Here is a 25,895-nt window from a genome sequence, read left to right as displayed (position 1 = left end):
CGCCAAGCTGGACTTGCCGGAAACGCCAATGCTGTTGTTGGAGTTTCATGGATCAGACGCGGGCGTGGCGGAGCAGGCGGAGACCTTTGGCATGTTGGCGCAGGAGCAAGGCGGCACCGGATACACCGCCACCGCGTCACTGGAGGAGCGCAACAAGCTGTGGCAGGCGCGCCACGATGCCTATTGGGCGATGCTGGCGTTGCGGCCCGGGTGCGATGCCGTGGCCACGGATGTTTGTGTGCCAATCTCGCGGCTGGCGGATGCGGTGACGGCCTGCGCGCAGAAGGCAGAGGAGTTGAACCTGATCGCGCCTGTGGTGGGCCATGCGGGGGATGGCAATTTCCACGCCTCGCTGTTGGTGGACAAGACGGACGCAGATGAGGCTTTGCGGGCTGTGGAGTTCATTTCCTGGCTGAATGACATGGCGATTTCGATGGATGGCACCTGCACCGGGGAGCATGGCATCGGGCAGGGCAAGCGGCCCTATCTGGTTAAGGAGTTGGGTCAGGGAACCGTTGATGTGATGGCGGCGATTAAACGTGCGATGGACCCGGATAATATCCTCAACCCGGGTAAAATCCTGCCAGCCTGATTCACCAGCCTGATTCATAGGGGCGGCTGTGCTGTATTCGATTTTGTTTGTTATTGAGGCTCGGCCCCAAACAAGATGTACAATTGGGGCTCGGCCCCAAACCCCGGTAGATTTACGGCCAGAAAGAGACGTGAGGTTGCATTGATTGGTGGCTCTGCGTCTTGAGGGGCGGGAAGGTCGTATTTCTGCGCATTTGGGTCGGGTGTTGCCTTTGTTTTGCGGGCATCATGCCTAAAACGGGTGCAACACTGGGCAAAGGGATTCTGGTCATGAAAACGCATGTAAAAGCTTTGGTTGTGGGTGGCGGTGCCGTGGGCACTTCGATTGCCTATCATCTCGCGGCAGCGGGCTGGGATGATGTGATGTTGCTGGAGCGTGATGAGTTGACGTCCGGCTCCACCTGGCATGCCGCTGGCCTGCTGCCCTATTTCAACATGTCTTATGCCACGACGCATATCCACGATTATTCCATCCGGTTTTACAAAACGCTGGAGGAAGAGACGGGCCTGAATGCAGGGTTTGCTGTGGTGGGCAATCTGCGCATGGCCCAGACGGACGAGCGCATGGACGAATACATGCTCTATGCCTCCACCGCCGAGACCTGCGAGGTGCCCTATCAGTGGCTCACCCCCGACGAGATCAAGGCGCGCTGGCCGCTGATCCGCACCGAGGACCTCAAGGGCGCGCTCTATCACCACACGGATGGCTACATCAATCCCGCCGACGTGACCCAGGCGATGGCCAAGGGCGCGCGTCAGCGCGGTGTTGATATCGTGCGCAAACTGCAAGCCGATGCCTTCCACTGGACCGGCACCCATTGGGAAGTCACCTGCACCAAAATGGTGGAAAAGGGCGGCAACCTGGTTCCCTCCGACGAGCAAGTGGTGATCACCGCCGAACACGTCGTGACCGCATCCGGCAACCATGCACAGCGCACCGCCAAGATGCTGGGCATCAAGATGCCGGCGATCCCGGTCGAGCACACTTTCATTGTCATGGACAAAGACCCCGAGCTGGTCAAATGGCGCAAAGCGGGCAATCCCGAGCACCCGGTTGTGCGCGACGCTGACAACGAATCCTATGCCCGCGAAGAGCGTGGCGGCTGGATCCTCGGTATCTACGAGCACGGCGCCCCCGCCCGTTTTGAACACGGCGTACCCGACAGCTTCCGTGCCGACCTGTTCCCGCTGGATCTGGACCGGATCGCCGAACAGTATATGGCAATGGCAGAGCGCGTTCCCTCCTGCGCCGAATCCGGTCTCAAGGACGACTTCAACGGCCCGATCTGCTACACGCCTGATGGCAACCCGCTGGTGGGTCCGGCACCGGGGCTGCGTAACATGTGGCTGGCTGAAGGCTTCTCCTTTGGCATCACCGCCGCAGGCGGCACCGGCTACTATCTGGCGCAAATGATGGTGGAGGGCGAAGCCGAAATCGACATGGCGTCGCTCGACCCCAAGCGGTATTCCTCCAACTGGCTGACCACCGAGTTCGCTGCCCGCAAGAACGAAGAATGCTACGAGCACGTCTACGTCCTGCACCACCCGGACGAAGAACGCGCTGCCGCCCGCGGCCTGCGCTGCTCGCCAGCCTATGACCGCCAGAAAGAGCGCGGCGCACAGTTCGGCTGGGTTAATGGCTGGGAGCGTCCCAACTACTACGCGCCTGCAGACTTCAACGACGCAGACGCCCGCAGCTTCCGCCGTGGTGGCTGGTGGCAGTATGCCGTGGAAGAGGCCAAGGCGATCCGCGAAACCGCTGGTCTGGTGGATGCAACCGCCTTTACCAAACATGTGGTCAAGGGCCCCGGTGCCACTCAGTTCCTCGACTGGTTCACCTGTAACAAACTGCCCAAGGTTGGCCGTATCAACCTGACCTATGCGCTGACCTCGGCGGGCACCACCCGCACCGAATACACCATCGTGCGCAACGGCGAGAATAACTACTATCTGGTCTCTGCCGGTGCCTGGACCGAATATGACGCCGACTTCCTGCGCAAGGCGGCTGAGGACAAGATGGAGGAGTTCGGCTATATCGAGATCCAGGATGTCACCACCCAGTGGGGCGTCTTTGCCATCGCCGGACCCAAGTCGCGCGATATCCTGAAAGAGATCATCGTCGACGCCGACCCGGAAACCGCGCTCAGCAACAAGCGCTTCCCCTGGCTGTCGGCGCGTCAGATCGAACTGGGCATGTGCCCCGTCAATGCGATCCGTGTGGCCTACACCGGTGAGCTGGGCTGGGAGCTGCACCACCCGATCGAGATGCAGAACTACCTGTTCGATCTGCTGGAAAAAGCAGGCGAGAAACACGGCATGAAGCTGGTTGGCGCCCGGGCGCAAAACTGGCTGCGGATGGAGAAGAGCTATCGCGCCTTTGGCACCGAGCTGGGCCGCGACGCCACCCCAGCCGAGGCCGATCTTCCACGCTTTATCGACCTGGAAAAAGATTTCCACGGCAAAGAGGCGATGATCGAAAAGGGCGTACGCGTTAAATGCTGCACCTTGCTGATCGACGGACCTGATGATGCCGATCCATGGGGCCGCGAGGCACTCTATACCGAAGATGGCGCAACCCGCGTCGGGCGCCTGACCTCGGGCGGTTATTCGGTGGCTTTTGAAAAGTCGATTGGCATGGGCTATGTGCCGCCAGAGCTGGCGGTTGAGGGCACCAAACTGAAGGTGAAACTGCAGGATAAACTCTGGGATGCGGTTGTGACATGCGACAGCCCCTATGATCCGACAAACGCCACCATCCGTCAAAACGGCTAAGGCGCAGCAGGAAACTCAAAGCTTTTAGCTTTCCGGGTTTTAGAGCACAAAAGAAAGGCCCCGGTGATGATGTCACCGGGGCCTTTTACGTTGAAATCTGTCGTGCCGCGCATCTGGCTGGGGTCAGATCAGAGAGGGCCACGACAGGGGGGCGGTTTGGGTGCAACGACCTGTTGGGTTAGCGGCCAGCGGGGATCTGGTTTTCAAAGCGTTTGAAGGCTAGTCCGATCAGCCCGGCAATGATCATATAGGCTAGGGCCAGCAGCAACAGCGGCTCGTAGACAATAAAGGTGTCGGAGCGCACCCTGGAAGAAACGGCGTAGATCTCGACCACGGTGATGGTGGCCACCAGCGGGGTGGCTTTCAGCTGCAGGATGGTCTCGCCGCCCAGAGTCGGCAGGACGTTGCGGATCGCCTGGGGCAGCCAGATACGGCGGAACATGGTGAAACGGGGCATGCCAAAGCTCTTGGCGGCCTCCAGCTGGCCCTTGGCGACGCCAGAAAAGGCGCCGCGCATCACTTCGCCCTCATAGCCTGCATAGGACAGGGTGAGCGCCAAAACCGCATAGGGCCAGGCCTGGCGCAGATAGGGCCACAGCTCGCTGGAGCGGATCCAGGGAAACTGCGGAAACAGCGAGCCAAGCCCATAGTAGAGCAGCCAGATCTGCAGCAGGAGCGGGGTGCCGCGAATGACGGTGCAAAAGACCCGCGCGGGCAGGGAGAGATACCAAGGCCCAATCGCCTGTGCCAGCCCCAGCGGGATGGCAAGCAAGAACCCCAGAACCGTGGTGACCACCAAAATCCAAAGGGTGGTCCACAACCCCTCCAGCGCCAGGGGGGCGTATTTGGGGATCCAGTCCCAACGCATGGTCAGCGCACACCACAGGACCAACCCGGCAAAAAGGGCCATCAGCACAATGCGATGGGGCTGCATCAGGGATTTGAGACCGTTCATTGGCTGCCCTCCTTCAGCGAGGGCTGGCCCCGGCGGGCCCATTTCTCAATGCGGGCAAAGATCACGCCGGAACAGAGCGTCACCATCAGATACAGCCCGCCGGCAGCGAGGAAGAAGGTGAAATAGGCCCGTGTGCTGCTCGCCGCCTGTTTTGTTTCCAGCGTCAGCTCATTAAAGCCGACAACGGCCAATAGGGCGGTGTCCTTGGTTGCAATCAGCCACAGGTTTGCCAATCCCGGCGTGGCAAAGGCCATCATTGCCGGAATGGTCACACGGCGCATGGTCATCAGCGCCGGCATGCCATAGGCGCGGGCGGCTTCGATCTGGCCGGTGGGAACGGCCTGAATGGCGCCGCGCAGGATCTCGGTAGCATAGGCGCCCTGGACGATGCCCAAAACCCAGATGCCAGCCACAACGCCGCTGATTTCGACCCGGCCATAGCCCATCATCAGCGCCAGTTTGTTGATGAGATCGGTACCAACATAATAGAGGATCAGGATCAGGACCAGTTCAGGAACCGCCCGGATCACGGTGGTATAAATGGCGAGCAGATCCCGCAGGATGGGCCCGCCATAGAGTTTTCCATAGGCCCCGAAAAGCCCGATTATCAGCCCCATGCCAAAGGCACCAAAGGCGATCTGCAGTGAATTTGCCAGACCGCGCAACAGGTTGCTGCCCCAGCCGGGAGCCGAGAGCGACAGCAGTGCTGCGCTCTCAGCCAGACCGAGCCATTCGAGGATCATCGTCACGTCGCTGCTGCCTTAGTAGATGCTGGCAGAGAAATAGCGTGCGGTGATTTCGTCGTGGGTGCCATCTTCCAGGATCTTGGCGATGCCGGCATTGAGGGCAGTACGCAGGGCGTCATCGCCTTTGCGCAGGCCTGCGCCAACGCCAAGTCCCAGGATGGCCGGATCATCTGCAACGGCGCCTTTGATCTCGCAGCAAGCGCCGGCGTCAGAACCGACAAAATCTGCCATGGCAATGCTGTCGGCCTGGATGGCGTCGATGCGACCGGCAAACAGATCCTGGTTGGCTTCATCCTGAGTCTGATAGACCCGGATTTCAGCATCCGCAAAGTGCTCCTGCGCATAGGCCTGGTGAATGGTCGAGGCCTGAATGCCCAGGATTTTTCCCTCCAGACCTTCTGGGGTGGGGGCGATATCCATGGATTTATCCGCCACGATCACGGCAGGGGTGTTGTAATAGGCATCCGAGAAATCGATGGTTTTCAACCGCTCTTCGGTGATCGACATCGAGGCCATGATGGCGTCGATCTGCTGGCCTGTCAGAGAGGGGATAATGCCATCCCAGGCAACGGGCGTCAGCACGCAGTCCAGTTCAGCCGCCGCGCAGACCGCGTCGATCACTTCGACTTCCCAGCCAACCCATGTGCCCGAGGAATCCAGCGAAGCAAAGGGAGGATAGGGCTCAGCGGCGATGCCGATTTTGACTTGCTCGGCCTGGGCTGCGCCTGTGGCAAGGGTGGCGAGGGTCAGGCCTGTGGCCAGAAGTGTTTTGAGTGTCATTTTTGATCTCCCTGTTTTGGATTTTGGTTTTGGTTTTATTATGAAACGGATTTCAGGAACTGTTGCAGGCGTTCCGATTTTGGATTGTCAAAGACCTCGGCAGGTGGACCCTGCTCTTCGATACGTCCCTGATACAGATAGACAACGTGATCTGCGACTTCACGGGCAAAGCGCATCTCGTGGGTGACCAGCAGCATGGTGCGCCCTTCGGCGGCCAGATCGCGGATCACGGTCAGGACTTCGCCCACTAATTCCGGGTCCAAGGCGCTGGTTGGTTCGTCAAACAGCATTACAGATGGATCCACAGCCAGGGCGCGCGCGATGGCGGCGCGTTGCTGCTGGCCGCCAGACAAAAAGGCCGGAAAGGCGTCTTCCTTGTCCGCCAGCCCAACCCGTGCGAGCAGGACGCGCGCCTGGGCAATGGCTTCGGCGCGTGGAATTTTCAGCACATGAACCGGCACTTCGATGACATTTTCCAGCAGGGTGCGATGGGTCCAGAGATTGAAGGACTGAAACACCATGGCCAGCCGGGTGCGGATACGTTCGATCTGGCGACGGTCAGCCGGGGTGCCATCGGCCCGCATCTTCACCTCTTCCCCGTCGATGAGGATCTTGCCGCCAGAGGGGGATTCCAGGAAATTGATACAGCGCAGCATGGTGGATTTGCCAGAGCCGCTGCCGCCAATGATGGCGACAACATCCCCCTGCCGCGCGGTGAGGGAGACGCCCTTGAGAACCTTTAATGTGCCAAATGATTTGTGTAGATCTTCGATACGCACAGCATCCTTACCCAGGGATGCGCTCTGGGCAGAGGAGGGGGCGGTTGCTGTGTCTTGTTCAGCGGTGGCAACTGTTGGCATGGTTGGACGTCCTTGGGTATTGCGGTAGTAAGGCGTAATCGCGGTAGTTATGCAAGTGTATAATTAGGCCGAGCGGTTGTGGAGACAGAGATGAGTGACGAACGCCGAAAATTTACGCGTGAAAGTGCGCAGCAGCGTAAGCGTACTCTGATTGAAGCAACGTTGGAACTGGTTGCGGAAAAGGGTGTCCAGGGGGCAACCGTGCGCGGCATCGCGGATCGGGCGCAGGTGACGCAGGGGCTGATAAGGCATTACTTTTCTTCCAAGGAAGAGCTGATCACTGCGGCTTTCGAGCACCATATGACGCAGATGACCGACCTGACTTTTGCGCCTGTGGCGGATGTCAAAGGCTCCGCGCGGGATCAGCTGCGGGTGTTTGTGCAGTCCTCCTTGATGCCACCTGTGGTGGACCCGCGCTCGATTGCGCTGTGGGCGGGGTTTCTCAACAAGGTGCAGCATGATGCACAGATGAAAGAGACACACGCAAAAACCTATGTGCAGTTTCGCGACCGGCTGGAAAACCTCATTCGGGCCGCGCTGGAAGAGGCGGGACGCGAAACCGAGCCCGCGCGGCTGTACCAATTGGCGACCGCCTGCAATGCGCTGATTGATGGGTTGTGGATGGAGGGCGGCGCCTTGCCAGAGGCCTTTGCCCCCGGCGAGTTGTCGCAGATTGGGCTCACCTCGGTTGGGGCCATTATTGGCCTGTCTCTTGAACCCTAGCCAAAGCGAAGGTCAGCTGACAGGCACGTTGCCAGTGCAGTTGCAGGTGCAGTTGAGGTTTTGAAAACACACCCTGTGCTGGGCTGCGCCCAGGGGAATGAGTTTGTTCTTTATCTGAACGGTCCGTTTTGTTAAGTTTCCCTTAATAATATAAAAAAGAGCAGGCACACAGGCAGATGAAAACGGGCTTTCAGGGCACGTTCGTCATTTCTTGGTCGCAAACAGAAGTCGATGGCCTTTTGGCCGCACCGGTCGAGTCTATCGATGTCGGGGCCACGTGGTCCTGGCAAGGTGAAGCAGTGCGGGTTGATGGCCCGGCTGAACTGTTGCGTTTGGGTATGGCGAATGGAGAAACGGATCTGCGACGTCGGGCGGCGCGCTCGGTGCGCAGACTGGTCGGGGCAGCGGTCCAGAATAAGACAGACCTGCGCGAGGTCGCGGTCGAAGATCCGCTGTTGGATAAGAGTTTTGTGGTGACAAATGGTGTTCAAAGCTACACCGTCACCCTGATTGAGGTGGCAGATAGCGCGCGGCCTCTTTTGATGTTTGTAAATGAAATCCCGCCCAAAGGCGCGGACCTGTGGGTGGTGCATCACTCTCTGGGCAGTATTGGCTGTCCCATCGACACCATGCCGGGGCAGCCGGGCAGTGGGGTGATTTGCTTTACGCCGGGAACCCAGATCGCCACCCCCAGTGGCCCCCGTCGGATCGAGGATCTGCGTGAAGGCGACAAGGTGCAGACCCGCGACAATGGAGCCCAGGAAATCCAGTGGATCGGTGCCCGCCGGATCAGCGGTGCCCGGCTTTTTGTGGTGCCAAAGCTGCGGCCTGTGCGTATCCGCGCCGGCGCTTTGGGCATCGACAGGCCGGAAAAAGAGCTGTTGGTCTCGCCTGAACACCGCATGTTGCTGCGGGGGCGTCAGGTGCAGGCGCTGTTCAACACCAGCGAGGTGCTGGTTGCGGCGCGTGATCTGATCAACGGCCATACGATCGCGACAGATACCGCAGTGCGCGAAGTGACTTATATCCACCTTCTGCTCGGCTCACATCAGGTGCTTTGGGCCAATGGGGTGGAAAGTGAGAGCTTTCACCCCGCCAGTGCCGCGATGTCGGCGCTGGACACGCAGGACCGCATTCGGTTGGGCAGCGTGCTGCCGCAGGTCGAACAGGATCCGATGAGTTATGGCAGCTACGCGCGCCGCAATCTGAGCAACTCTGAGGCGGCAATCCTGATGTATGAAGCCGCTTGAACTGGACGGTTGTCAAAAAAACCAAAGAAGCAGGAGACGCGCTGTTGACTCTGCTTCCTTTGCGCATATAAGCGCCACTTCATTGGTGTTGGTGGGCCCCGCAAGGGGATTCCTGTCATAGGCGCGGATCGCAAGATTTAACCCTAAGAGGACAACGCCCTTTATAGCCGCCGTTTTCTTGGCTGCGTTCTGGCTGATCATGACTGTAGGCGCCTGCGTCCGCAATCCGAAAAGTGGGAACCGTTCGGGTAGATCGCGGAGCAACTAAAAAGGAGAACAGCCGTGACTAAACGTACGTCTGCCAAGTATAAAATTGATCGCCGCATGGGCGAAAATATCTGGGGTCGTCCTAAGTCCCCGGTTAATCGTCGTGAATATGGCCCCGGCCAGCACGGTCAGCGCCGCAAGGGTAAGCTGTCCGACTTTGGTATTCAGCTGCGCGCCAAGCAGAAGCTGAAAGGCTACTACGGCGACATCACTGAGAAGCAATTCCGCCGCATCTACGCCGAAGCTGAGCGTGTAAAAGGCGACACTGGTGAAAACCTGATCGGCCTGCTGGAGCGCCGCCTGGACGCTGTTGTGTACCGCGCCAAATTTGTGCCTACCGTTTTTGCCGCACGTCAGTTCGTCAACCACGGCCACGTCACTGTAAACGGTCAGCGCGTCAACATCGCCTCCTACCGTGTCAAAGAAGGCGACGTGATCGCTGTGCGTGACAAGTCCAAGCAACTGGCCGTTCTGCTGGAAGCCGTTGCCCTGGCCGAGCGTGACGTTCCTGACTACATCGAAGCCGACCACTCCAAAATGACCGCGACTTTTGTGCGCGCGCCTGGTCTGGCCGATGTGCCTTACCCGGTTGTTATGGAACCAAACCTGGTTGTGGAATTCTACGCCAAAAACTAATCCTGACGCCCTTTGTGGCTGTTGGAGAAAAGGGCTGCCTGCGGGCGGCCCTTTTTGCATTTGACCCTTGGGCATGGCTTCGAAGTCTCCTGGAGCAGCGTCAGATCAGGGTGCGTAGCTTCCGGATCTGCTAGCCTAGCGAAGTATTCAAAGCGGAAAAGCGGTTGTCTTTTGCCGGGATTGGTCGCTACCGTAAGGAAAACGAACCGGGGCTTTTAGGTGCCGGGAAAAACGGGAGTATGAAATGAAACGCTTTTGGACCGGTACACTTGCCGCCATTGTTGTGACCTGCGCCACGGCGCTCAGCGCGGCGCCGTTGAAACTGCAGCCTGCCAATCCGCAACCGTCGGGGCTAAAGCCGGGGCTTGCAGTGCGCTATGCCTACCCGGTGGATGTCAGAACACTGGTTGAAGCCTCTTCAGCATTGAAGATTAAATCGGAACGTGGCCGACCTCTGGCGGGGTTGGATCACCGCGACACCAATGAAGGCGATATTACGCTGACCTCAAAACGATCAGAGCATGTGGTGGCCGGGATCAACGGCTATGTGCATTTTGCCAAACCAGGGATTCACAGCATTGATTTTCTGACAAACGACGGGCTGCGCGCGACAATTGGCGGGCAGGTTGTCGGGAAGTTTGATGGTCGCCAAACCTGTGATTCCACCGTGATGAGCGAGGTTGAAGTGCCCTCGGCCGGTTGGTACAAGTTGGATATCCTTTATTTCCAGCGCTTTGGCACTGCCTGTTTGCATATGCGCATGGGGCCTCAGGGAAAGCGCCCGTCCTGGATGCCAGACAAGGCTTTTGGCCATTAGGGGAAGACCCCGAGGGGCGAGCCCCGCTGGCGGTGTGATCTTTGCTAATCTGAGGTCACAGTGGCAGCGGGCGGGCCTCTGCGATGGTTTCCATCGCAAAATATGAGGTGACGCTGTCCAGTTCGACGCCGCTGATCAGCCGTTGATAGACCTGGTCATAGCTGCCCATATCCTGAGTCACCACCTTCAGCTGATAGTCGTAATCGCCGCCGATCCGGTGAAAATCCACCACTTCGGGAATGGTCAGCACATGGCGGCGAAAGGTGGTGAGCCATTCGGCAGAGTGATGCCGGGTACGAAGCATCACAAAGACCACCAGATCCAAACCCAGCTGGGCGCGGTCTAGCCGCATGGTGGATCCTTGTAGAATTTTCCTGTCATTCAGGCTCTTCAATCGCCGCCAGCAGGCATTTTGCGACAGCCCGACCTCGTCGGCCAGTTCCCGTTGTGACAGACTGGCGTCGCGTTGCAACGCGCGCAGAATTTGGAGGTCCATATGATCTATAGAATTAGCCATTCTCCGATCATATGACACATAATTTCGGGAATTCAATCAGACATTGGTGGTGATTTTGCGCTTTTTACATAGGAGATTAGGCAAAATCCCCTTTAGGAGACGCGCCTATGACCTCGGCAGTAGTGAACCCTCTGGAAAGTTTCAAAGAAGACCTGGCCCAGGCCGCCAGTGGCGCAACGCTGGCACAGGGATTGATTGGCGAAGGAATGATGATCCCAGGCCCGGACGGCGATGTGCCGCTGGTCTATGCTGACTATGTAGCCTCGGGGCGGGGTCTGCATCAGGTAGAGGATTTCATTGCCAGGCATGTCCTGCCATTCTACGCAAACTCTCACACCGAGGCGTCCTTTTGCGGTGGCTATGTCACCCGGATGCGCCGCGCTGCGCGGCAAGAAATCGCGCGGGTGACCCAATGCACCGCGCAGGATGCGGTGATCTTTGCCGGCGCCGGCGCCACGGCCGGGCTCAACCGGCTTGTCAGTCTTTTTGGGGTCAATGAGGCGCGCAATCCGGTGGTCTTTATCGGCCCCTATGAACATCACTCCAACATTCTGCCCTGGCGCGAAAGCAAGGCAAAGGTTGTCGAGATCCCGGAGGCGGCAGAGGGCGGAATTGATCTGGAAGCCTTGCAACAGGCCCTGGTGCAGCACGCAAGCTCTGATTTGATGATTGGCAGCTTTTCGGCGGCCTCCAATGTCACAGGGATCCTCACTGATCCTGATCCGGTCAGCCGTTTGCTGCATGCTGCGGGCGGGCTGGTGATCTGGGATTACGCTGGCGGCGGCCCCTATCTGCCGATCTCGATGGCCGGGGACCATGGCGCCCATAAGGATGCGGTGGTTGTCTCCCCCCATAAATTCCCAGGGGGCCCAGCGGCCTCCGGGGTGCTGCTGGTTAACAGGCTGGCGGTTCAGCGCCGCTGCCCGTCCTGGCCCGGCGGTGGAACCGTCAGCTTTGTGTCTCCCTGGGGGCACGAATACAGCGAAGACCTGGTCGCGCGGGAAGAGGCGGGAACACCCAATGTCATTGGTGATATCCGCGCCGCCCTGGCGTTTTTGGTCAAGGAAGCGGTGGGCGAGGCAGAGATTGCAGCCAAAGAGGCGCAGTTTGCCAAAATGGCGCGGGCGGGCTGGGCGGATAATCCGCAGCTAACGCTGTTGGGGCACGCGCAGGCGCACCGCTTGCCGATTTTCTCTTTCACGGTCAGGGGGAACTCGGGGGCACCTGTGCATCAGCAGCTGTTTACCCGTATGCTGAGCGATCACTATGGTATCCAGGCCCGTGGCGGCTGTGCCTGCGCCGGGCCCTATGCCCATCGCTTGCTGGGGATTGAACAGGCCGAGTCCGAGGCCTTGTTTGCGGCGCTTCAGTCGGGACAAGAGCTGCAAAAACCGGGCTGGGTCAGGCTCAATTTTTCCTACCTGATGACAGATGAAACAGTGCGATACATCATCGACAGCGTGAACGAGCTGACACTGCGCGCCGAAGATCTGGCCCAAAGCTATCTGGCGGATCCCAAAACCGCGCGGTTCCAGCCCCGCGCAGCCTGACGGGGAAAGCACCGGTCAAAACCCCCATGACAGGGGCAAGGGCTTTATGGCAGGATCACAGCGTTGATTATTTTGTTATTGGTCGGAGCCTTGTTATGGCACTTAATCTATCTGCCCCTGTGGGGGACAAGAACCGTATTACCAAACCTGACGCCAAATCTGGCGAGGGAAAGTTCAAGCCCGTAAAAAATGCCCCCGCAGATGTGGAGCTGGTGCGTTTGATGCTGAAGGCAAATGGGTTTGCCAATATTGCGATCTCTAAAAAATGCGACGCGGGCCTGATTAAGGATATCCGCAGCTTCCAGAAAAACGCGCTCGGGTTCAAAAAGCCGGATGGTATTGTGGATCCGGGAATGCGGACCTGGAAGGCGGGGCTGGCAAAACTGCAGGCGATGATTGCCAATGACCAAAAGGTCGCGGTCTATGAGGTCAAGGAAGAGGGCAAGACCAAACAGGTCGAAGTGCGCGAGTTCGAGGCCAAAGAGAAGGCGCTCAAGCATGAGATCCTGTCCAAGGCCAACATGATGCTGGGGCAGGCGGAAACCTGGGTGGATTTCTGCAATGACGTGGAGAAAACCCGCCAGGCCGAGGATGGCATGATGATGGCGATTGCCGAATTCACCATGTCGACGCTGAACGATGACACCGACCCGCCCTGGACCCCGATTTTGAACGCCCGCTCCGAAGCCGGCAGCCTAAAAGCCCTGGTGAACCGCTCCAAACCGGATTGGGCCAAGATACAAAAACAGGATGCCAAGGCTACGCGGGTCTATAACACCGGGCAAAAGGCCTTTGACAAATTTATCAAGGCCCGCATTGGCACGGCGAGCAAGGCGGTTTTCACCTTGGAGATCGTGCGCGAAACCTCCTTTACGGTGATCGAGGTCTACGCCACGGCGCGGTTGGTGGCCACCAAAGGCATGAACCCGGTCAAGGCCCATGCGATCGCAGCTGCCGGCACCGAGGCGATGAAATCCAGCGCTGGCCAGTACGGGGAATACCTTGCCGGCAATAAGGTCACCTGGGAGGGCGCAGCCAAGAAAGTTGCCCTGGATACGATGTTTGCAGGGGCGGCTGGTGCCGCCGGGGGTAAGCTGGGCGGTGCTTTCCTGAAAGGTGTAGCCGGCAAGGTCGCCGCGCAACTGCCGGGCAAGATGTTCCAGACCTTCTCACAAAAGTCGCTGACCGTGTTTATGGAGAAGGTGTTCACCACCACTATTGGGCAGGAAATGATCAAAAATGCCGCCAAAGAGGCGATCATGCTGTTCAAACCACTGGTTGAAAAGGGCCGCGCGCCGAACCAGAAAGAGTTCACAGACGCGGTGGTCAAGATCCTGTCGGGGGGCATCATGGCCTCGGGACCGATGAAGTCGGTTTCGCAATTTGGCTCTAACTATGTGGCAAATTCCCAGGGCTTTTTGGCCCAGAAACTAATCCCCCGGGCAATGGATTCGGTCTGGAAAGGGGATTTGGTCAAAAAATATGGCGCTGATGCGGTAGAGGAATTTGCCAAAAAGCACGGGCCAAAGATCTATGCCGATATCGCCGAGGGGCTTCAGGACAAGGTCTTTGTGGCCTACGCCAATAAAGCTCTTGAAAGCTCAGACGGGACGCAATCTGCCAAGGTTTTGCAAAAAACCATGGAGGAGGCCATGCGCAAGGATGCAAAACTGCGCAAAGAGCTGACCGACATGGTGGAAAAACAGGCCGAAGCCAAGTTGAAAAAGCTGGAAAAAGCCAAGTAATCAGCCGGGGGCGCGGGGGGCTGTGCAATAGGCGGCTCTTTCGCGCCTTCTCCCGGCGGCTGGATCTGACGCAGCTGGATTTGAGAGGGGGCATCTTGCGGCTTTCCCATTGGCTTGCGCCTCGCTATTACGGGTGGGAACCAAGGAGCCCGAAGTATGACCCAGATTACGCCGCAGCCCGGTATTATGGATATCGCTCTCTATCAGAGCGGCGCGGCCCATGTGGCGGGGGTGAGCAACACCGTAAAGCTCTCCTCCAATGAAAACCCATTGGGGCCAAGCCCGCTTGCGATTACAGCCATGCAAGAGGCGGCGGCAAATATGCATCGCTATCCCAGCTCGGACCATCAGGCTCTGCGTCAGGCCATTGGTGAAGTCGAGGGACTGAACCCGGAGCATATCATCTGTGGTGCGGGCAGCGATGAGATCATCGCCTTTTTGTGCCAGTGTTTTGCAGGTCCCGGTGATGAGGTGCTCTATACCGAACATGGGTTTGCCATGTATCGCATCAGTGCCCTGGCCGCTGGTGCCACGCCGGTCGAGGTCAAGGAGCGTGAGCGGGTGACCGATGTGGACGCCCTGCTGGCGGGATGTTCGGAACATACCAAGCTGGTGTTTATCGCCAATCCCAACAATCCCACGGGCACGATGATTTCTGCCGCTGAGGTTGCTCGTCTCGCCGATGGGCTGCCCAAAGGCGTGCTGTTGGTATTGGATGGTGCCTACGCGGAATATGTCGAGGGCTTTGACGCTGGCGCGGATCTGATTGCGACCCGGGACAACATCTTTATGACGCGGACCTTTTCCAAGATCTACGGATTGGGCGGCGCGCGCGTTGGCTGGGGCTATGGCCCAGCAGCCATTATTGATGTGCTGAACCGGGTGCGCGGGCCTTTTAATGTCTCTACCACAGCCCTGGCCGGGGCAGAGGCCGCAGTGCGTGATCGCGCCTATATCGACCATTGCCGCAATGAAAACGCCAAATGGCGCAGCTGGCTGGCGGGAGCACTGGCAGAGCTGGGGGTGGCGTCGGATACCTCCTGCACCAATTTCATTCTGGCGCGGTTTGCCAGCCAGACCGAGGCTGAGGCCTGTGACACTTACCTGCAAACCCAGGGGCTGATTGTGCGCCGGGTGGGCGGCTATAACCTGCCCGCCGCATTGCGCATCACCATTGGTGACGAGGCGGCCTGCCACCGGCTGATTAAGGCCATTTCTGAGTTCAAAACACAGCAGGGTGCCGCATGAGTGAGGTTGTCTACAACCGGGTGGCGCTGATCGGTCTGGGCCTGATTGCCTCCTCAATGTTCTGGGCGATGAAACGGCGCGGCTTGGCGGGCGAGGTCACGGGCTATGCCCGCAGCGCCGAAACCCGCGAGACCGCTCGGCGCATCGGGCTGTGTGATCGCGTCTGCGACAGCGCCGCCGAGGCCGTCGCGGATGCTGATCTGGTGGTGCTCTGTGTGCCCGTAGGGGCCATGGGGCCAGTCATGGCCGAAATTGGACCGCTGCTCAAACCCGGTGCAACTGTGTCAGATGTGGGATCGGTCAAGGGCCATGTGATCGAAGCTGTGGCGCCGCATATCCCTGATGGCGTTCATTTTGTCCCTGCGCACCCCCTGGCCGGCACCGAACATTCCGGTCCTGAAGCGGGCTTTGCCGAGCTGTTTGATAACCGCTGGAGCCTGCTGGTTCCGGTTGAAGGCAGTGACGAAGAGGCGGTTGCGCGCATGCGTGCGCTTTGGGAAGGGATGGGCGCAAATGTTGATGAAATGGATGCCGATCACCATGATCTGGTGCTGGCCGTGACCAGCCATGCGCCGCACCTTATCGCCTATACCATGGTTGGGGTGGCAGATGACCTGCGCCGGGTGACCGATAGCGAAGTGATCAAATATTCGGCGGCGGGCTTTCGTGATTTCACCCGGATTGCCGCTTCGGATCCGACCATGTGGCGCGATGTCTTTTTGACCAACAAAGAGGCGACGCTGGAAATTCTTGGCCGCTTCACCGAAGAGCTCTTTGCGCTGCAACGGGCCATCCGTACCGGTGACGGGGATCACCTGCATGATTACTTTACCCGTACCCGTGCCATCCGTCGCGGCATTATCGAAGCCGGGCAGGACACTGCTGCGGCTGACTTTGGCAGGGCGCATAAACCATGATCGGATGGGGGCGTTTTCAGGCGGCAGTTGTGCGGGTCAGGGTCTGGGCTCGCGACTGTGGTATGAACGGGGCCAGGTCCGGGGCCAGGAACGCCGCTTTGGCTGCTGGGCTGTTCTGTGTTGCGGGTCTGGCCCCGCTGCACGCTTCGGCGCCAGAGGTCTCGCTGCGCCCGATTGATCGCCCCTTGCCCGGGAGTGCAGCCTCGGCGGCGGTGCTGCCGCAGTCCTCGGTTGCTGCCCTGGCGGATCTGGAACAGGGTGGCCCAGCCTTGGGGGGCGGCCTGCGCCCTGTTGAGCGTCCGGTTTCAGCCCAAATTCTGGCCGCTGCCGATTTATCTGCGGATCTGGTGCCGCCGGTGTTGGATCAGTCACTGGTGCCTTTAGTGCGCCCGGATACCATTGTTGAACAGGCTTTGTTCAAACGGCGCCGGCTGCGCAAAGGCTCTGTCTGTGGCGACATTGAAATCCAGGGTAAGGCGGTTGGCGAAGTGGCGGCAACCCTGCCGGGCTGTGGTGCGCGGGATGCGGTGCGCGTGACCTCTGTCGCGGGGGTCAGGCTGAGCCAGGCCTCGGTGATGACTTGCGAGACGGCTGATGCGTTGAAACGCTGGGTGTCCAAGGATGTAGAAACCGCCTTTGGTCGCCGCAACAAGGTTGTTAGCCTGCGCGTCGCGGCGCATTATGCCTGCCGTCCCCGCAACAATCGCCCCGGGGCGCGGATCTCGGAACATGGGCGGGGCAAGGCGATTGATATTTCCGGCTTCAAGCTGGAGGACGGCACACTGGTAACAGTGCTCCATGGCTGGGGGGCGCGCCAAACCCGCAAACCGTTGACGCGGATCTGGAAGGCGGCCTGTGGCCCCTTTGGCACTGTGCTCGGCCCCGAAGCAGACCGCTATCACCGCGACCATTTCCATCTGGATGTTGCCAGTTACCGCAGCGGTTCCTATTGCCGCTAAGCAGAACGGGCGGCACCTGCGCCCAGGGTTGCATCACGGCCAATGGTTTGTTTTCTGTGAATTTTTAGCCACGGTCGGTGCCGCGCCGTGCCGCGCCATAGGCGCGGCGCCCGGCCCAACTGAGACGTGGCATTCTGCAAGAATACCGCCAATCAGGCGGGAGCCCGCCGCTGTTTTGTGGATTTGTTCAATTTTGCCCTGTGTTTTGGTGTTTCTGGCCCGCCACTTTCCAGTTAGCCAGTTAGCCAGTCGGGCGGCTACAGACAGTCCGGCTGTTTTGCTCTCATCGAAGCACCAAAAGCGGTGCCGTGCCAAGTGGCAGCGGGCCAGCCCAGACCTGTCCCTGCTTAAAGCGCAAAGAGATGTCAATTTTTGCGGCGCGCCCGGTTCCGGTCGAAAACAGCGCCAGGACTTTCTCCACCGCTCTGCGACTGCTTGGTGGCAGCAGGCTCAGGCGCTCAGCCATGTCCAGAATGGCCGGCCAGTTTTCCGCGCGCAGATCCAGCGCGCCGCTCAGACGGCCTGTCTCATCCACCTCCAGCGCTCCAGTTGCCCGGAATAGCATATCTCCCCAATGGGCCTCGGCCAGAGCCAGGTTGATCTGGCGCAGCTGTGGGCGTCGCAATTCGATGGCGCGCCGATCCCAGGGGGTATCAAACCCCAGATCTGCCCGCAGGCGCAGAGCATCAAACCGCGGCGGCAGATCCTCCCGTGTCGGGCTTAAACCGCTAAAGCCTGTGCGCAATAGCCCCCGGGGAGCAAAATGGGTCGCCACGGCAGTGAGGTGGTATTGTTCGGCTTGCGCCAGCTGCCGCATCTCCAGGAACAGGTCCTGCGCCTGCCAGATGACGCCAGAGGCATCGCTGATCTGCCAATCCTGGCTGGTCAGCGACAGCTTTTCCAGTTCCAGCGCCAGCCCGGGGGCCAGTTGCAGATCCGCGCGCATTTGCTCTGCCGTCACACTGCGGGTCTGGTCAAAAAAGGAATAGTGTTGCGGCGTTGCGGGAAACCGCAGGCTTTGTGCACCGGGCCAGAGCGCCGGGCTGTCAAATTCGATCCAATCGGCGCTCCAGGCCGCGCCGGTACCGGGATCGGCAAGCAGTGGCTGGTTCAGGCGGGTGACATGGCGCATGGGGAACCCGCGGGTGGTCATTGGCCCATAAGAGACCTGCCAGCCCTGTCGTTGCTGTTCGCCGAACCAGGCCTCGAAGCCTGTGCGCAGCCCCCAGGCCGCCAGGCCCCAGTACACTATCCAGACAGCCGCCCCAAGGCTGAGCCATTTCAGCAGTCGCATTCTGCAAAGACCCTCTTTTTCTAGCCTGCATTTTGCTGTTTATAGGCGGCGGATAAAAAGGGCCATAGATCATGACAATGTGGGTATTCGGATATGGATCGCTGCTGTGGAACCCGGGGTTTCCGGTGGCGCGCCGCGAGGTAGCAACCCTACAGGGCTATGCGCGTTCTTTTTGCATGACTTCGATTCACCACCGGGGCAGCGAAGAGGCACCAGGACTGGTGCTTGCCCTGGATGAGGTCAAAGGATCACAATGCCACGGGCTGGCACTGGCGGTTGCGGCCGGTGAAGAGGACCAAACCCTGGCCTATCTGCGCGAACGTGAACTGGTTTCTTCGGCCTATCTGGAACGTGATCTGACGGTTGCCTTGCACACAGGTGAAGAGGTTGAGGCCGTGACCTATGTCATCGATCCGCATCACGTGCAGTATTGCGGAGGGATGGCGCTGGAAAACCAGGCGCAGATCATCGCCACTGCGGTGGGCGGGCGTGGTCCCAATACCGAATATCTGTACAATACGGCTGAACATCTCAGCGAGATTGGCCTGGGCGACGCCGAACTGGAGTGGTTGATGATGCGTGTGCGGGAAATTACGGCATAAAGCCTTGTTGCTTTTGTCTCTTTGCCTTTAAGCTCCGAAGGGAATTGAGCTGAAAACCTGACAGGATCGCACCGAATATGGCCCATACCGAACGCAAGACCAGGCCGCAGTTTTCGCAACCCGTTCGGCAAATCATCCTGATGCTGATCGCCCTTGGCCTTGCAGGCTTTGGCATCTTTGTCGCCCTGCCCAAGGTGCTGCCGGTGTTCCAGGCCAATCCCTGGCTCAACGGCTTTATTGTCATTGTGTTTGTCATCGGCGTTCTCTCCTGTTTCTGGCAGGTGCTGCAGCTGATTGGCTCGGTGCGCTGGATCGAAAGCTTTGCCTCTGGTGGCAGCCGCGGGGAGAACCGTGCGCCCTCGCTGCTGGCGCCCCTGGCGGCGCTGCTGCGTTCGCGGGCGGCGCGGATGCAGTTGGGCTCGTCTTCGACACGTTCCATTCTGGATTCCGTGGCGCAGCGGGTGGATGAAGAGCGCGAGATCACGCGCTACATCGTCAACCTGCTGATTTTTTTAGGCCTTTTGGGGACATTTTACGGTCTTGCAACCACGGTTCCTGCGGTGGTGGATACCATTCGCAGCCTGGCCCCGCAGGAGGGCGAAGAAAGCATTGCGGTGTTTAACCGTCTGATGACCGGGCTTGAGGCCCAGCTGGGTGGCATGGGGGTTGCCTTTGCCTCGTCTCTCTTGGGGCTGGCGGGATCGCTGATTGTTGGCTTGCTGGAGCTGTTTGCCGGCCACGGTCAAAACCGGTTTTACCGCGAGCTAGAGGAGTGGCTGTCTTCCTTCACCCGGGTCAGCTTTTCCTCAGGCGAGGAGGGCGGCAGTGGTGAAACCGGCGTGGTCTCTGAGGTGCTGGACACCATGGCGGAGCAGATGGATGCGCTGCAGGCGATGTTTGCCCAGAACGCCTCTAGTCGGGCCGAGATCGACAACAAGCTGTCCCAGCTGGTGGATGCGATAACCGATATGAACGCCCGTCAGGACCAGGCAGCGAGCATTTCCAGCGCTCTGGACCGGGTTGCGGTGGGGCAGGAGACCCTGACCGAGATCATGCGCGCACATGGCGATGTTGGCATGGATGCCGAAAGCCGCATGAGGTTGCGCTCAATCGACGTGCAGATGCTGCGCATCCTGGAAGAGATTTCCGCCGGTCGCCAGGAAAGCCTAGCAGAGTTGCGCAAAGATATTGACCTCATGGTCAAGGCCTTTGCGGTGCCCCGTGGGCGCGAGCGCCAGGCGCCAGAGCCCGAGCAGAGCGCCGGCTCCACCTTTCTGCAGGGCGAGGACTAGACCATGGCCCTGTCGCGGCGCAGCGGGCAGCGATTTCAGAGTTCTATCTGGCCCGGTTTTGTCGATGCCATGACGGGCTTGTTGTTGGTCCTGATGTTCTTGCTGACCATCTTTATGGTGGTGCAATTTGTGCTGCGCGAGACCATCAGCGGCCAGGAAACCGAGCTGGATGATCTGTCATCCGAGGTGCAGGCGCTGGCCAATGCGCTGGGGCTGGAAGAACGCGACAACAGCCGCCTGAATGCGCGGCTCGGGGCGCTCAGCTCGACGCTTTCCACCACACAAAGCGATCTGGCGCAGGCGCAAAACGCCTTGGACCAGCAGCGCGCGGTGATTGCCGGGCTGACGGCTGAACGGGATCAGCAGCGGGCGGATCTGGCGCAGGCACAAAGCCAGATCACCGCCTTTGAGGCGCAGGTTGCGAGTTTTATTGCCGGGCGGGATGCTGCTGAGGCGCGGATTGCGGAGCTGACTGAAAACCGGGACGCCCTTGAGCTGGAGCGCAGCACCTTGCTGAGTGAAGCGGAGGCGATGAATATCGCCCTGGCCCAGGCACGTGAAGAGATCGACGTAGGTGTTGAAAACGCCCGCCTGGCGGCGGCTAAACGCGAAGCCCTGGAAGCGCTGATCGCTGATCTTGAGGCGCAGGGCGCGCAGCAGGAAAGCACGGTATCGGCCTTGACTGCGCAGCTGAGCGCCGAAGAAGAAGCCCGTCTGGTCGAAGCTGCCGCCGCCGAAGCCCTGCGGGCGCGTCTTGAAACTGCGGATGCAGAATTGACGGCGATGACCCTGTCGCTGGAACGTCAGCGGCAGGAGGCGGAGGATACGCTGACGCTGTTGGCGGCGGCTGAACAGGCCAAGGAACAGTTGAACAGCGATCTGGAACAGGCCCTGACAACCCTGGAGACGGCCAAGGCGCAGGGGCAGCAGCGGGATGAGCTGGCCGAACGTCTGACGCGGGTGTTGGCGCAGATGCAGGTCTCACAATCCGCCGCCGAAGGCCGTGTCGCAGCGCTTGAAATCGAGCTGAACCGGCTGCGTCAGGACGGCAACGCCACACAAGAGCGTCTGAATGCTGAGCTGGACGGCGCCCGCCGCTTGGCCGCTGAAAACAAGGCTGCACTAGAGGCAGAGCTAGCGCGGCAACGCGCCGCCAATGTGGAGACTGAAACCCAGTATCAAAGCGAGCTGGCCAACCTGCAGCGGCAGCAGGCCGAAACGGTCTTGCAGCTGGAGCAGCAACTGGCGGCACAACGGGCTGAGGCAGAAGAGGCCCAGCTTGAGATTGAGACGCAACTGGCCCGTTTGCAGGCCGATACGGCCTCGGTGATGTCCGGGCTGGAGGCAGAACTGCTGCAGGCGCAGAACGAACTGGCAGCTGCCCGCCGCGCTGCCAGTTCAACCGCTGAGGAACGTGCCTCGGTTGAGCTGCGCCTGCTGGAAGCGCTGGATGCTTTGGAAAATGCCCAGGCGGCGGCCAGCGATCAGGCGGTTTTGCAGCAACGGCTTCTGGCGGCATTAAATGCCCAGCAAGAGGCCGAAAGCAGCGCCAAAACGGATCGCAGCCTGGCGCAGGACCGGGCGGCTCTTTTGGCCCAGGCCCAGGCCGCCTTGGCAGATCAGAAAACCGTCTCAGCCGAAGCGCAGCGCGAGACTGCGCTGTTGAACCAGCAGGTTGCTGCCCTGCGCGAGCAATTGGGTGGACTGCAGGCCATTCTGGACGACTACCAAGCGCGCGATGCGGCGCAGCAGGTGCAGTTGCAGAACCTCGGTCAGGATTTGAACTCGGCGCTGGCGCGGGCCGCCTCAGAAGAGCGCCGCCGCCGCCTGCTGGAAGAAAGCGAACGCAAACGGCTGGAGGTTGAGGCAGCAGAATTGGCCAGCAAGGCAGAGAGCCTGGAAACCAAGGCTGAGGAGTTGGAGCGCTACCGCTCAGAGTTCTTTGGGCGCCTGCGCAATGTTCTGGGCAGCCAGGAGGGTGTTCGGATCGAGGGCGACCGCTTTGTCTTTGCCTCTGAGGTGCTGTTTGCCTCGGGCAGTGCAGATCTGTCCAGCGCGGGCAAGGGCGAGATCACCAAGGTGGCGAAGATCTTGCAGAGCGTCGCCGCCGAGATCCCACCAGAGCTGAACTGGATCATCCGGGTGGATGGTCACACCGACAATACGGCTATGGCAGGCAGCGAAAAATACAGCGATAACTGGGAACTCAGCCAGGGCAGGGCGCTGTCGGTGGTGCGCTTTATGATCGAAAACCTAGGCATTGCGCCGGATCGCCTGGCGGCCAATGGTTTTGGAGAGTTCCAGCCAGTGAATACCGATGATACCCCGGAAGCGCGGGCTCAAAACCGCCGGATCGAGCTGAAGTTCACTGAGCGCTGACCGGGGCAACGGCCCAGGCGCTTCAGTCAACTCGCTCCAGCCAAGCTCCAGCAGTCAGGTTTTCCCGGGCAGGGCGCTCAGCGAAGGTCGACAACCTCTTCTATCCGGTCAATTTCTTCTTCATCGCGCAGTAGCACCGCCAATGCCGTGTAACGCCCATAATCCCAAGCTTCGCTGCGCAACCGTTTGCCAGAGGCCCGGAAAAACTGCGCCTGATCGCGTTCAAGCGTGATTTCGTGAACGGAAAAGACGCCTTTGGGCCCGGAAATGGTCAGGCGCACACGGTCGCCCTTTTGGCCACCAAAGGCATAGGCCCAAAACACCAGTGCCGGCGATTGTGTGTTCAACCGCTCACGCGTCGCCGCGCCGGATTTGATTTCCATGAACTCTGGAACATGGGTAGAGAACCCGGCCCCCAGAAAGCCCCCTGGCTGATAGGGCAGCGGCTCGGCCCATAGGCTAGTGGCGGGGGTAGCCTCTGTATCCAGATCACAGGATGGGCGCCCTTCCGGGGCAAAGGGGTCTACAACCGCGCCGTTTAGGCGGAGTGACAGGTGTAGATGGGGGAACTGGGTCTTGCCAGAAAGCCCGACTTCGCCCAGGGCGGTTCCAGCTGCTATCTGCTGGCCCTTTTGCACCCGGACAGAGCCCTGTTTCATGTGGCAATACTGGGTTTCCCAGCCGCCTTCATGGCGTAGGACAACGCCGTTTCCACATTCGCGCCCCTTCAGAAGCTCGGCGTTTTCCTGGGTGGAATAGGTATCCGGCATGGTGTTGCGCACCCCCTGGACAACCCCTGGTGCTGCGGCCCGGACCGCGACTCCGGCCTGCATATCGCTCAGATAGGGCAGGGCGATATCAGTGCCTTTATGTCCCGAGTAGCTTAGCCCCTGGCATTTGTAATCCTGGGTCGCCGGGCCCGGAAGATGGTCGACATATTGTTGGATGTGACAGGTTTCCCCCAGGCGACAATCCAGCGGCCATTGCAAGGTGAAATCGCTCGCCACGGCAGGTGCCGCGACGAGCGAAAGGAGAAACGCTCCGAAAGATAGCCGCATGATCAGTCAGCAGTCAGCAATGGCGGTTTGTCGCCAGAGATCCGTGGCTTGGTTGGCCCTTCGATCCGCAGATCCAGCTTGCCATCCTTGATGCCAACCTTGACCAGCCCACCTTTTGCCAGCTTGCCAAAGAGCAGTTCTTCGGCAAGAGGTTTCTTGATGTGCTCCTGGATGACCCGGCCAAGAGGCCGTGCGCCCATGCGATCATCATAGCCCCGTTCCGCCAGCCATTCCGCAGCCTTGCGGGTCAGCTCAATCGAGACATTGCGGTCCATCAACTGGGCTTCCAGTTGCAGCACGAATTTCTCGACCACTTGCAGGATGACCTCTTTGGGCAGTGGCGCAAAGGCGATCACAGCGTCCAGACGGTTGCGGAATTCCGGCGTAAAGGTGCGCTCAATCGCGGCGGTGTCTTCACCCTCGCGGCGATCACGACCAAAGCCGATCGCAGCCTTTGCCATATCCGAGGCACCGGCGTTGGAGGTCATGATCAGCACCACGTTGCGGAAGTTCACCGCGCGGCCGTTGTGATCGGTGAGCTGACCGTTATCCATCACCTGCAGCAGGATGTTGAAAACATCCGGGTGCGCCTTTTCGATCTCATCAAGCAGCAGCACGCAGTGCGGGTGTTGATCCACCCCATCGGTGAGCAAGCCACCCTGATCAAAGCCCACATAGCCGGGAGGGGCGCCAATCAGACGAGACACCGCGTGTTTCTCCATGTATTCCGACATGTCAAAGCGCAAGAGCTCCACACCCAGGGTGTCGGCCAGCTGTTTGGCCACCTCGGTTTTGCCGACGCCCGTGGGGCCTGCAAAGAGATAGTTGCCAATGGGCTTTTCGGGTTCACGCAGACCGGCACGGGCCAGTTTGATGGCACTGGACAGCGCATCAATGGCATCGTCCTGGCCAAAGACAACCCGCTTGAGGCTTTTTTCAAGATCCTTCAGCACCTCGGCATCGTCCTTGGTGACGCTCTTGGGGGGAATGCGGGCGATCTTGGCCACGACGGCCTCGATCTCTTTGACGCCGATGGTTTTGCGGCGTTTGCTTTCCGGCACCAGATGCTGTGCAGCACCGGCCTCATCAATCACGTCGATGGCCTTGTCGGGCAGTTTGCGGTCATTGATATAGCGTGCGGCCAGCTCGACAGCGGATTTGATCGCATCGGCGGTGAACTTGATGCTGTGGTGCTCCTCAAAATAGGGTTTCAGCCCTTTGAGGATCTCAACCGCATCCTGAACCGAGGGTTCATTGACGTCGATCTTTTGGAACCGACGGGCCAGGGCGCGGTCTTTTTCAAAATGCTGGCGGAACTCTTTGTAGGTTGTGGACCCCATGCAGCGCAGTTTGCCGCCCTGAAGCGCAGGCTTCAGCAGGTTAGATGCGTCCATTGCGCCACCGGACGTCGCCCCGGCACCGATAATGGTGTGGATTTCGTCAATGAAAAGAACCGCGTCAGGATGGTCTTCCATTTCGGTCATCACGGCCTTCAGCCGCTCTTCGAAATCACCACGGTAACGGGTGCCCGCCAGCAGTGCACCCATGTCGAGGCTGTAGATTGTGGCGTTGGCCAAAACCTCTGGCGTGTCGCCGTTCACGATTTTGAAGGCGAGACCTTCGGCGATGGCGGTTTTGCCCACACCGGGGTCGCCCACCAAAAGCGGGTTGTTCTTACGGCGGCGGCAAAGCACCTGAATGCAGCGTTCGACCTCGTGGTGACGCCCGATCAGCGGATCAACATCGCCTTTGGTGGCTTTTGCGTTCAGATCAACGCAGTATTTCGCCAGCGCGCTTTCTTTCTCGTTGGTGCCTGCGTCATCGACGGTTTCGCCGTCGGTCGGGGCACCGGACACGGGGCGTTGTTCGCCAAATGCGGGGTCTTTGGCCACGCCGTGCGCGATAAAGTTGACCGCGTCGTAACGGGTCATTTCCTG

At 59.6% G+C, this 25,895-nt stretch carries 23 protein-coding genes; 14 read left to right on the top strand and 9 right to left on the bottom strand.

The window, feature by feature from the left end:
- Both QZ268_RS01460 and QZ268_RS01455 read left to right on the top strand, forming a co-directional pair.
- On the top strand, positions 1-592 hold a 592-nt coding region (locus tag QZ268_RS01460; protein WP_295447058.1), incomplete at its 5' end, for an FAD-linked oxidase C-terminal domain-containing protein.
- 269 nt (positions 593-861) lie between these two features.
- A complete protein-coding gene (locus QZ268_RS01455; protein ID WP_295447056.1) occupies positions 862-3,363 on the top strand; it encodes an FAD-dependent oxidoreductase in 2,502 nt (833 codons plus the stop codon).
- 178 nt (positions 3,364-3,541) lie between these two features.
- Here QZ268_RS01455 and QZ268_RS01450 read toward each other — a convergent pair whose 3' ends face one another.
- Genes QZ268_RS01450 through QZ268_RS01435 form a run of 4 tightly spaced genes read right to left on the bottom strand, consistent with a single transcriptional unit; the run spans position 3,542 to position 6,704 of the window.
- Positions 3,542-4,318, bottom strand: coding sequence for an ABC transporter permease (locus tag QZ268_RS01450; protein WP_295447054.1), 777 nt, complete (start codon positions 4,316-4,318; stop codon positions 3,542-3,544).
- Positions 4,315-5,067, bottom strand: a complete 753-nt coding sequence (locus QZ268_RS01445; RefSeq protein ID WP_295447052.1) for an ABC transporter permease subunit — start codon at positions 5,065-5,067, stop codon at positions 4,315-4,317. The genes QZ268_RS01450 and QZ268_RS01445 overlap by 4 nt, the downstream gene beginning before the upstream one ends.
- A gap of 12 nt (positions 5,068-5,079) precedes the next feature.
- Positions 5,080-5,844 carry a transporter substrate-binding domain-containing protein gene (locus tag QZ268_RS01440; protein ID WP_295447050.1) on the bottom strand — a complete coding sequence of 255 codons (765 nt, stop codon included), beginning with the start codon at positions 5,842-5,844 and terminating at the stop codon, positions 5,080-5,082.
- Between the two features lie 38 nt (positions 5,845-5,882).
- Positions 5,883-6,704 (bottom strand): ATP-binding cassette domain-containing protein, encoded by an 822-nt coding sequence (locus QZ268_RS01435; RefSeq protein WP_295447048.1) that lies wholly within the window; start codon positions 6,702-6,704, stop codon positions 5,883-5,885.
- Between the two features lie 90 nt (positions 6,705-6,794).
- Here QZ268_RS01435 and QZ268_RS01430 point away from each other — a divergent pair, with 90 nt between their 5' ends.
- Both QZ268_RS01430 and QZ268_RS01425 read left to right on the top strand, forming a co-directional pair.
- Positions 6,795-7,427 (top strand): TetR family transcriptional regulator C-terminal domain-containing protein, encoded by a 633-nt coding sequence (locus QZ268_RS01430; RefSeq protein ID WP_295447046.1) that lies wholly within the window; start codon positions 6,795-6,797, stop codon positions 7,425-7,427.
- Between the two features lie 176 nt (positions 7,428-7,603).
- On the top strand, positions 7,604-8,677 hold the full coding sequence (locus tag QZ268_RS01425) for a Hint domain-containing protein (RefSeq protein ID WP_295447044.1): 1,074 nt from the start codon (positions 7,604-7,606) through the stop codon (positions 8,675-8,677).
- A gap of 12 nt (positions 8,678-8,689) precedes the next feature.
- Here the strand turns inward: QZ268_RS01425 and QZ268_RS01420 are convergent, their stop codons facing one another.
- Complete coding sequence (locus tag QZ268_RS01420) at positions 8,690-8,878, bottom strand: hypothetical protein (RefSeq protein WP_295447042.1); 189 nt, start codon at positions 8,876-8,878, stop codon at positions 8,690-8,692.
- 81 nt (positions 8,879-8,959) lie between these two features.
- On the opposite strand from QZ268_RS01420, the gene rpsD reads away from it, so the two are divergent.
- Positions 8,960-9,580 (top strand): 30S ribosomal protein S4, encoded by a 621-nt coding sequence (gene rpsD, locus QZ268_RS01415; RefSeq protein ID WP_027241166.1) that lies wholly within the window; start codon positions 8,960-8,962, stop codon positions 9,578-9,580.
- Between the two features lie 244 nt (positions 9,581-9,824).
- Complete coding sequence (locus QZ268_RS01410; RefSeq protein ID WP_295447039.1) at positions 9,825-10,397, top strand: hypothetical protein; 573 nt, start codon at positions 9,825-9,827, stop codon at positions 10,395-10,397.
- A gap of 55 nt (positions 10,398-10,452) precedes the next feature.
- Here QZ268_RS01410 and QZ268_RS01405 read toward each other — a convergent pair whose 3' ends face one another.
- Positions 10,453-10,914, bottom strand: a complete 462-nt coding sequence (locus QZ268_RS01405) for an Lrp/AsnC family transcriptional regulator (protein ID WP_295447037.1) — start codon at positions 10,912-10,914, stop codon at positions 10,453-10,455.
- A 107-nt stretch (positions 10,915-11,021) separates the two neighbouring features.
- Here QZ268_RS01405 and QZ268_RS01400 point away from each other — a divergent pair, with 107 nt between their 5' ends.
- The 5 genes from QZ268_RS01400 (at position 11,022) to QZ268_RS01380 (ending at position 17,333) form a co-directional block, all read left to right on the top strand.
- Entirely contained in the window at positions 11,022-12,464 is a 1,443-nt protein-coding gene (locus tag QZ268_RS01400; RefSeq protein WP_295447035.1) for an aminotransferase class V-fold PLP-dependent enzyme, read from the top strand.
- Between the two features lie 95 nt (positions 12,465-12,559).
- Positions 12,560-14,209 (top strand): peptidoglycan-binding protein, encoded by a 1,650-nt coding sequence (locus QZ268_RS01395; RefSeq protein WP_295447034.1) that lies wholly within the window; start codon positions 12,560-12,562, stop codon positions 14,207-14,209.
- Between the two features lie 156 nt (positions 14,210-14,365).
- Complete coding sequence (hisC, locus tag QZ268_RS01390) at positions 14,366-15,457, top strand: histidinol-phosphate transaminase (RefSeq protein WP_295447032.1); 1,092 nt, start codon at positions 14,366-14,368, stop codon at positions 15,455-15,457.
- The gene (locus QZ268_RS01385; protein ID WP_295447030.1) at positions 15,454-16,374 is read left to right on the top strand and encodes a prephenate/arogenate dehydrogenase family protein; all 921 of its coding nucleotides are present in this window, start codon (positions 15,454-15,456) and stop codon (positions 16,372-16,374) included. The genes hisC and QZ268_RS01385 overlap by 4 nt, the downstream gene beginning before the upstream one ends.
- A 98-nt stretch (positions 16,375-16,472) precedes the next feature.
- Positions 16,473-17,333 carry an extensin family protein gene (locus QZ268_RS01380; protein ID WP_295447028.1) on the top strand — a complete coding sequence of 287 codons (861 nt, stop codon included), beginning with the start codon at positions 16,473-16,475 and terminating at the stop codon, positions 17,331-17,333.
- A gap of 283 nt (positions 17,334-17,616) precedes the next feature.
- Here QZ268_RS01380 and QZ268_RS01375 read toward each other — a convergent pair whose 3' ends face one another.
- The gene (locus tag QZ268_RS01375) at positions 17,617-18,627 is read right to left on the bottom strand and encodes a DUF2125 domain-containing protein (RefSeq protein WP_295447026.1); all 1,011 of its coding nucleotides are present in this window, start codon (positions 18,625-18,627) and stop codon (positions 17,617-17,619) included.
- Positions 18,628-18,698: 71 nt separating this feature from the next.
- On the opposite strand from QZ268_RS01375, the gene QZ268_RS01370 reads away from it, so the two are divergent.
- The 3 genes from QZ268_RS01370 to QZ268_RS01360 all read left to right on the top strand — a co-directional run bounded on the left by QZ268_RS01370 (position 18,699) and on the right by QZ268_RS01360 (position 22,900).
- Positions 18,699-19,229 carry a gamma-glutamylcyclotransferase gene (locus tag QZ268_RS01370; protein ID WP_295447024.1) on the top strand — a complete coding sequence of 177 codons (531 nt, stop codon included), beginning with the start codon at positions 18,699-18,701 and terminating at the stop codon, positions 19,227-19,229.
- Between the two features lie 77 nt (positions 19,230-19,306).
- Positions 19,307-20,521, top strand: a complete 1,215-nt coding sequence (locus QZ268_RS01365; RefSeq protein ID WP_295447022.1) for a biopolymer transporter ExbB — start codon at positions 19,307-19,309, stop codon at positions 20,519-20,521.
- 3 nt (positions 20,522-20,524) lie between these two features.
- The gene (locus QZ268_RS01360) at positions 20,525-22,900 is read left to right on the top strand and encodes a peptidoglycan -binding protein (RefSeq protein WP_295447020.1); all 2,376 of its coding nucleotides are present in this window, start codon (positions 20,525-20,527) and stop codon (positions 22,898-22,900) included.
- Positions 22,901-22,977: 77 nt separating this feature from the next.
- On the opposite strand, the gene QZ268_RS01355 is transcribed toward QZ268_RS01360, so the two are convergent.
- Positions 22,978-23,958 (bottom strand): M23 family metallopeptidase, encoded by a 981-nt coding sequence (locus tag QZ268_RS01355; protein ID WP_295447018.1) that lies wholly within the window; start codon positions 23,956-23,958, stop codon positions 22,978-22,980.
- Positions 23,959-23,960: 2 nt separating this feature from the next.
- A partial coding sequence (locus tag QZ268_RS01350) for an AAA family ATPase (protein WP_295447016.1) occupies positions 23,961-25,895 on the bottom strand: 1,935 nt, incomplete at its 5' end.

This window comes from uncultured Pseudophaeobacter sp. (assembly GCA_905479575.1).
Taxonomy (GTDB): Bacteria; Pseudomonadota; Alphaproteobacteria; order Rhodobacterales; family Rhodobacteraceae; genus Pseudophaeobacter.
This window is presented reverse-complemented; position numbering and strand designations above follow the sequence as displayed.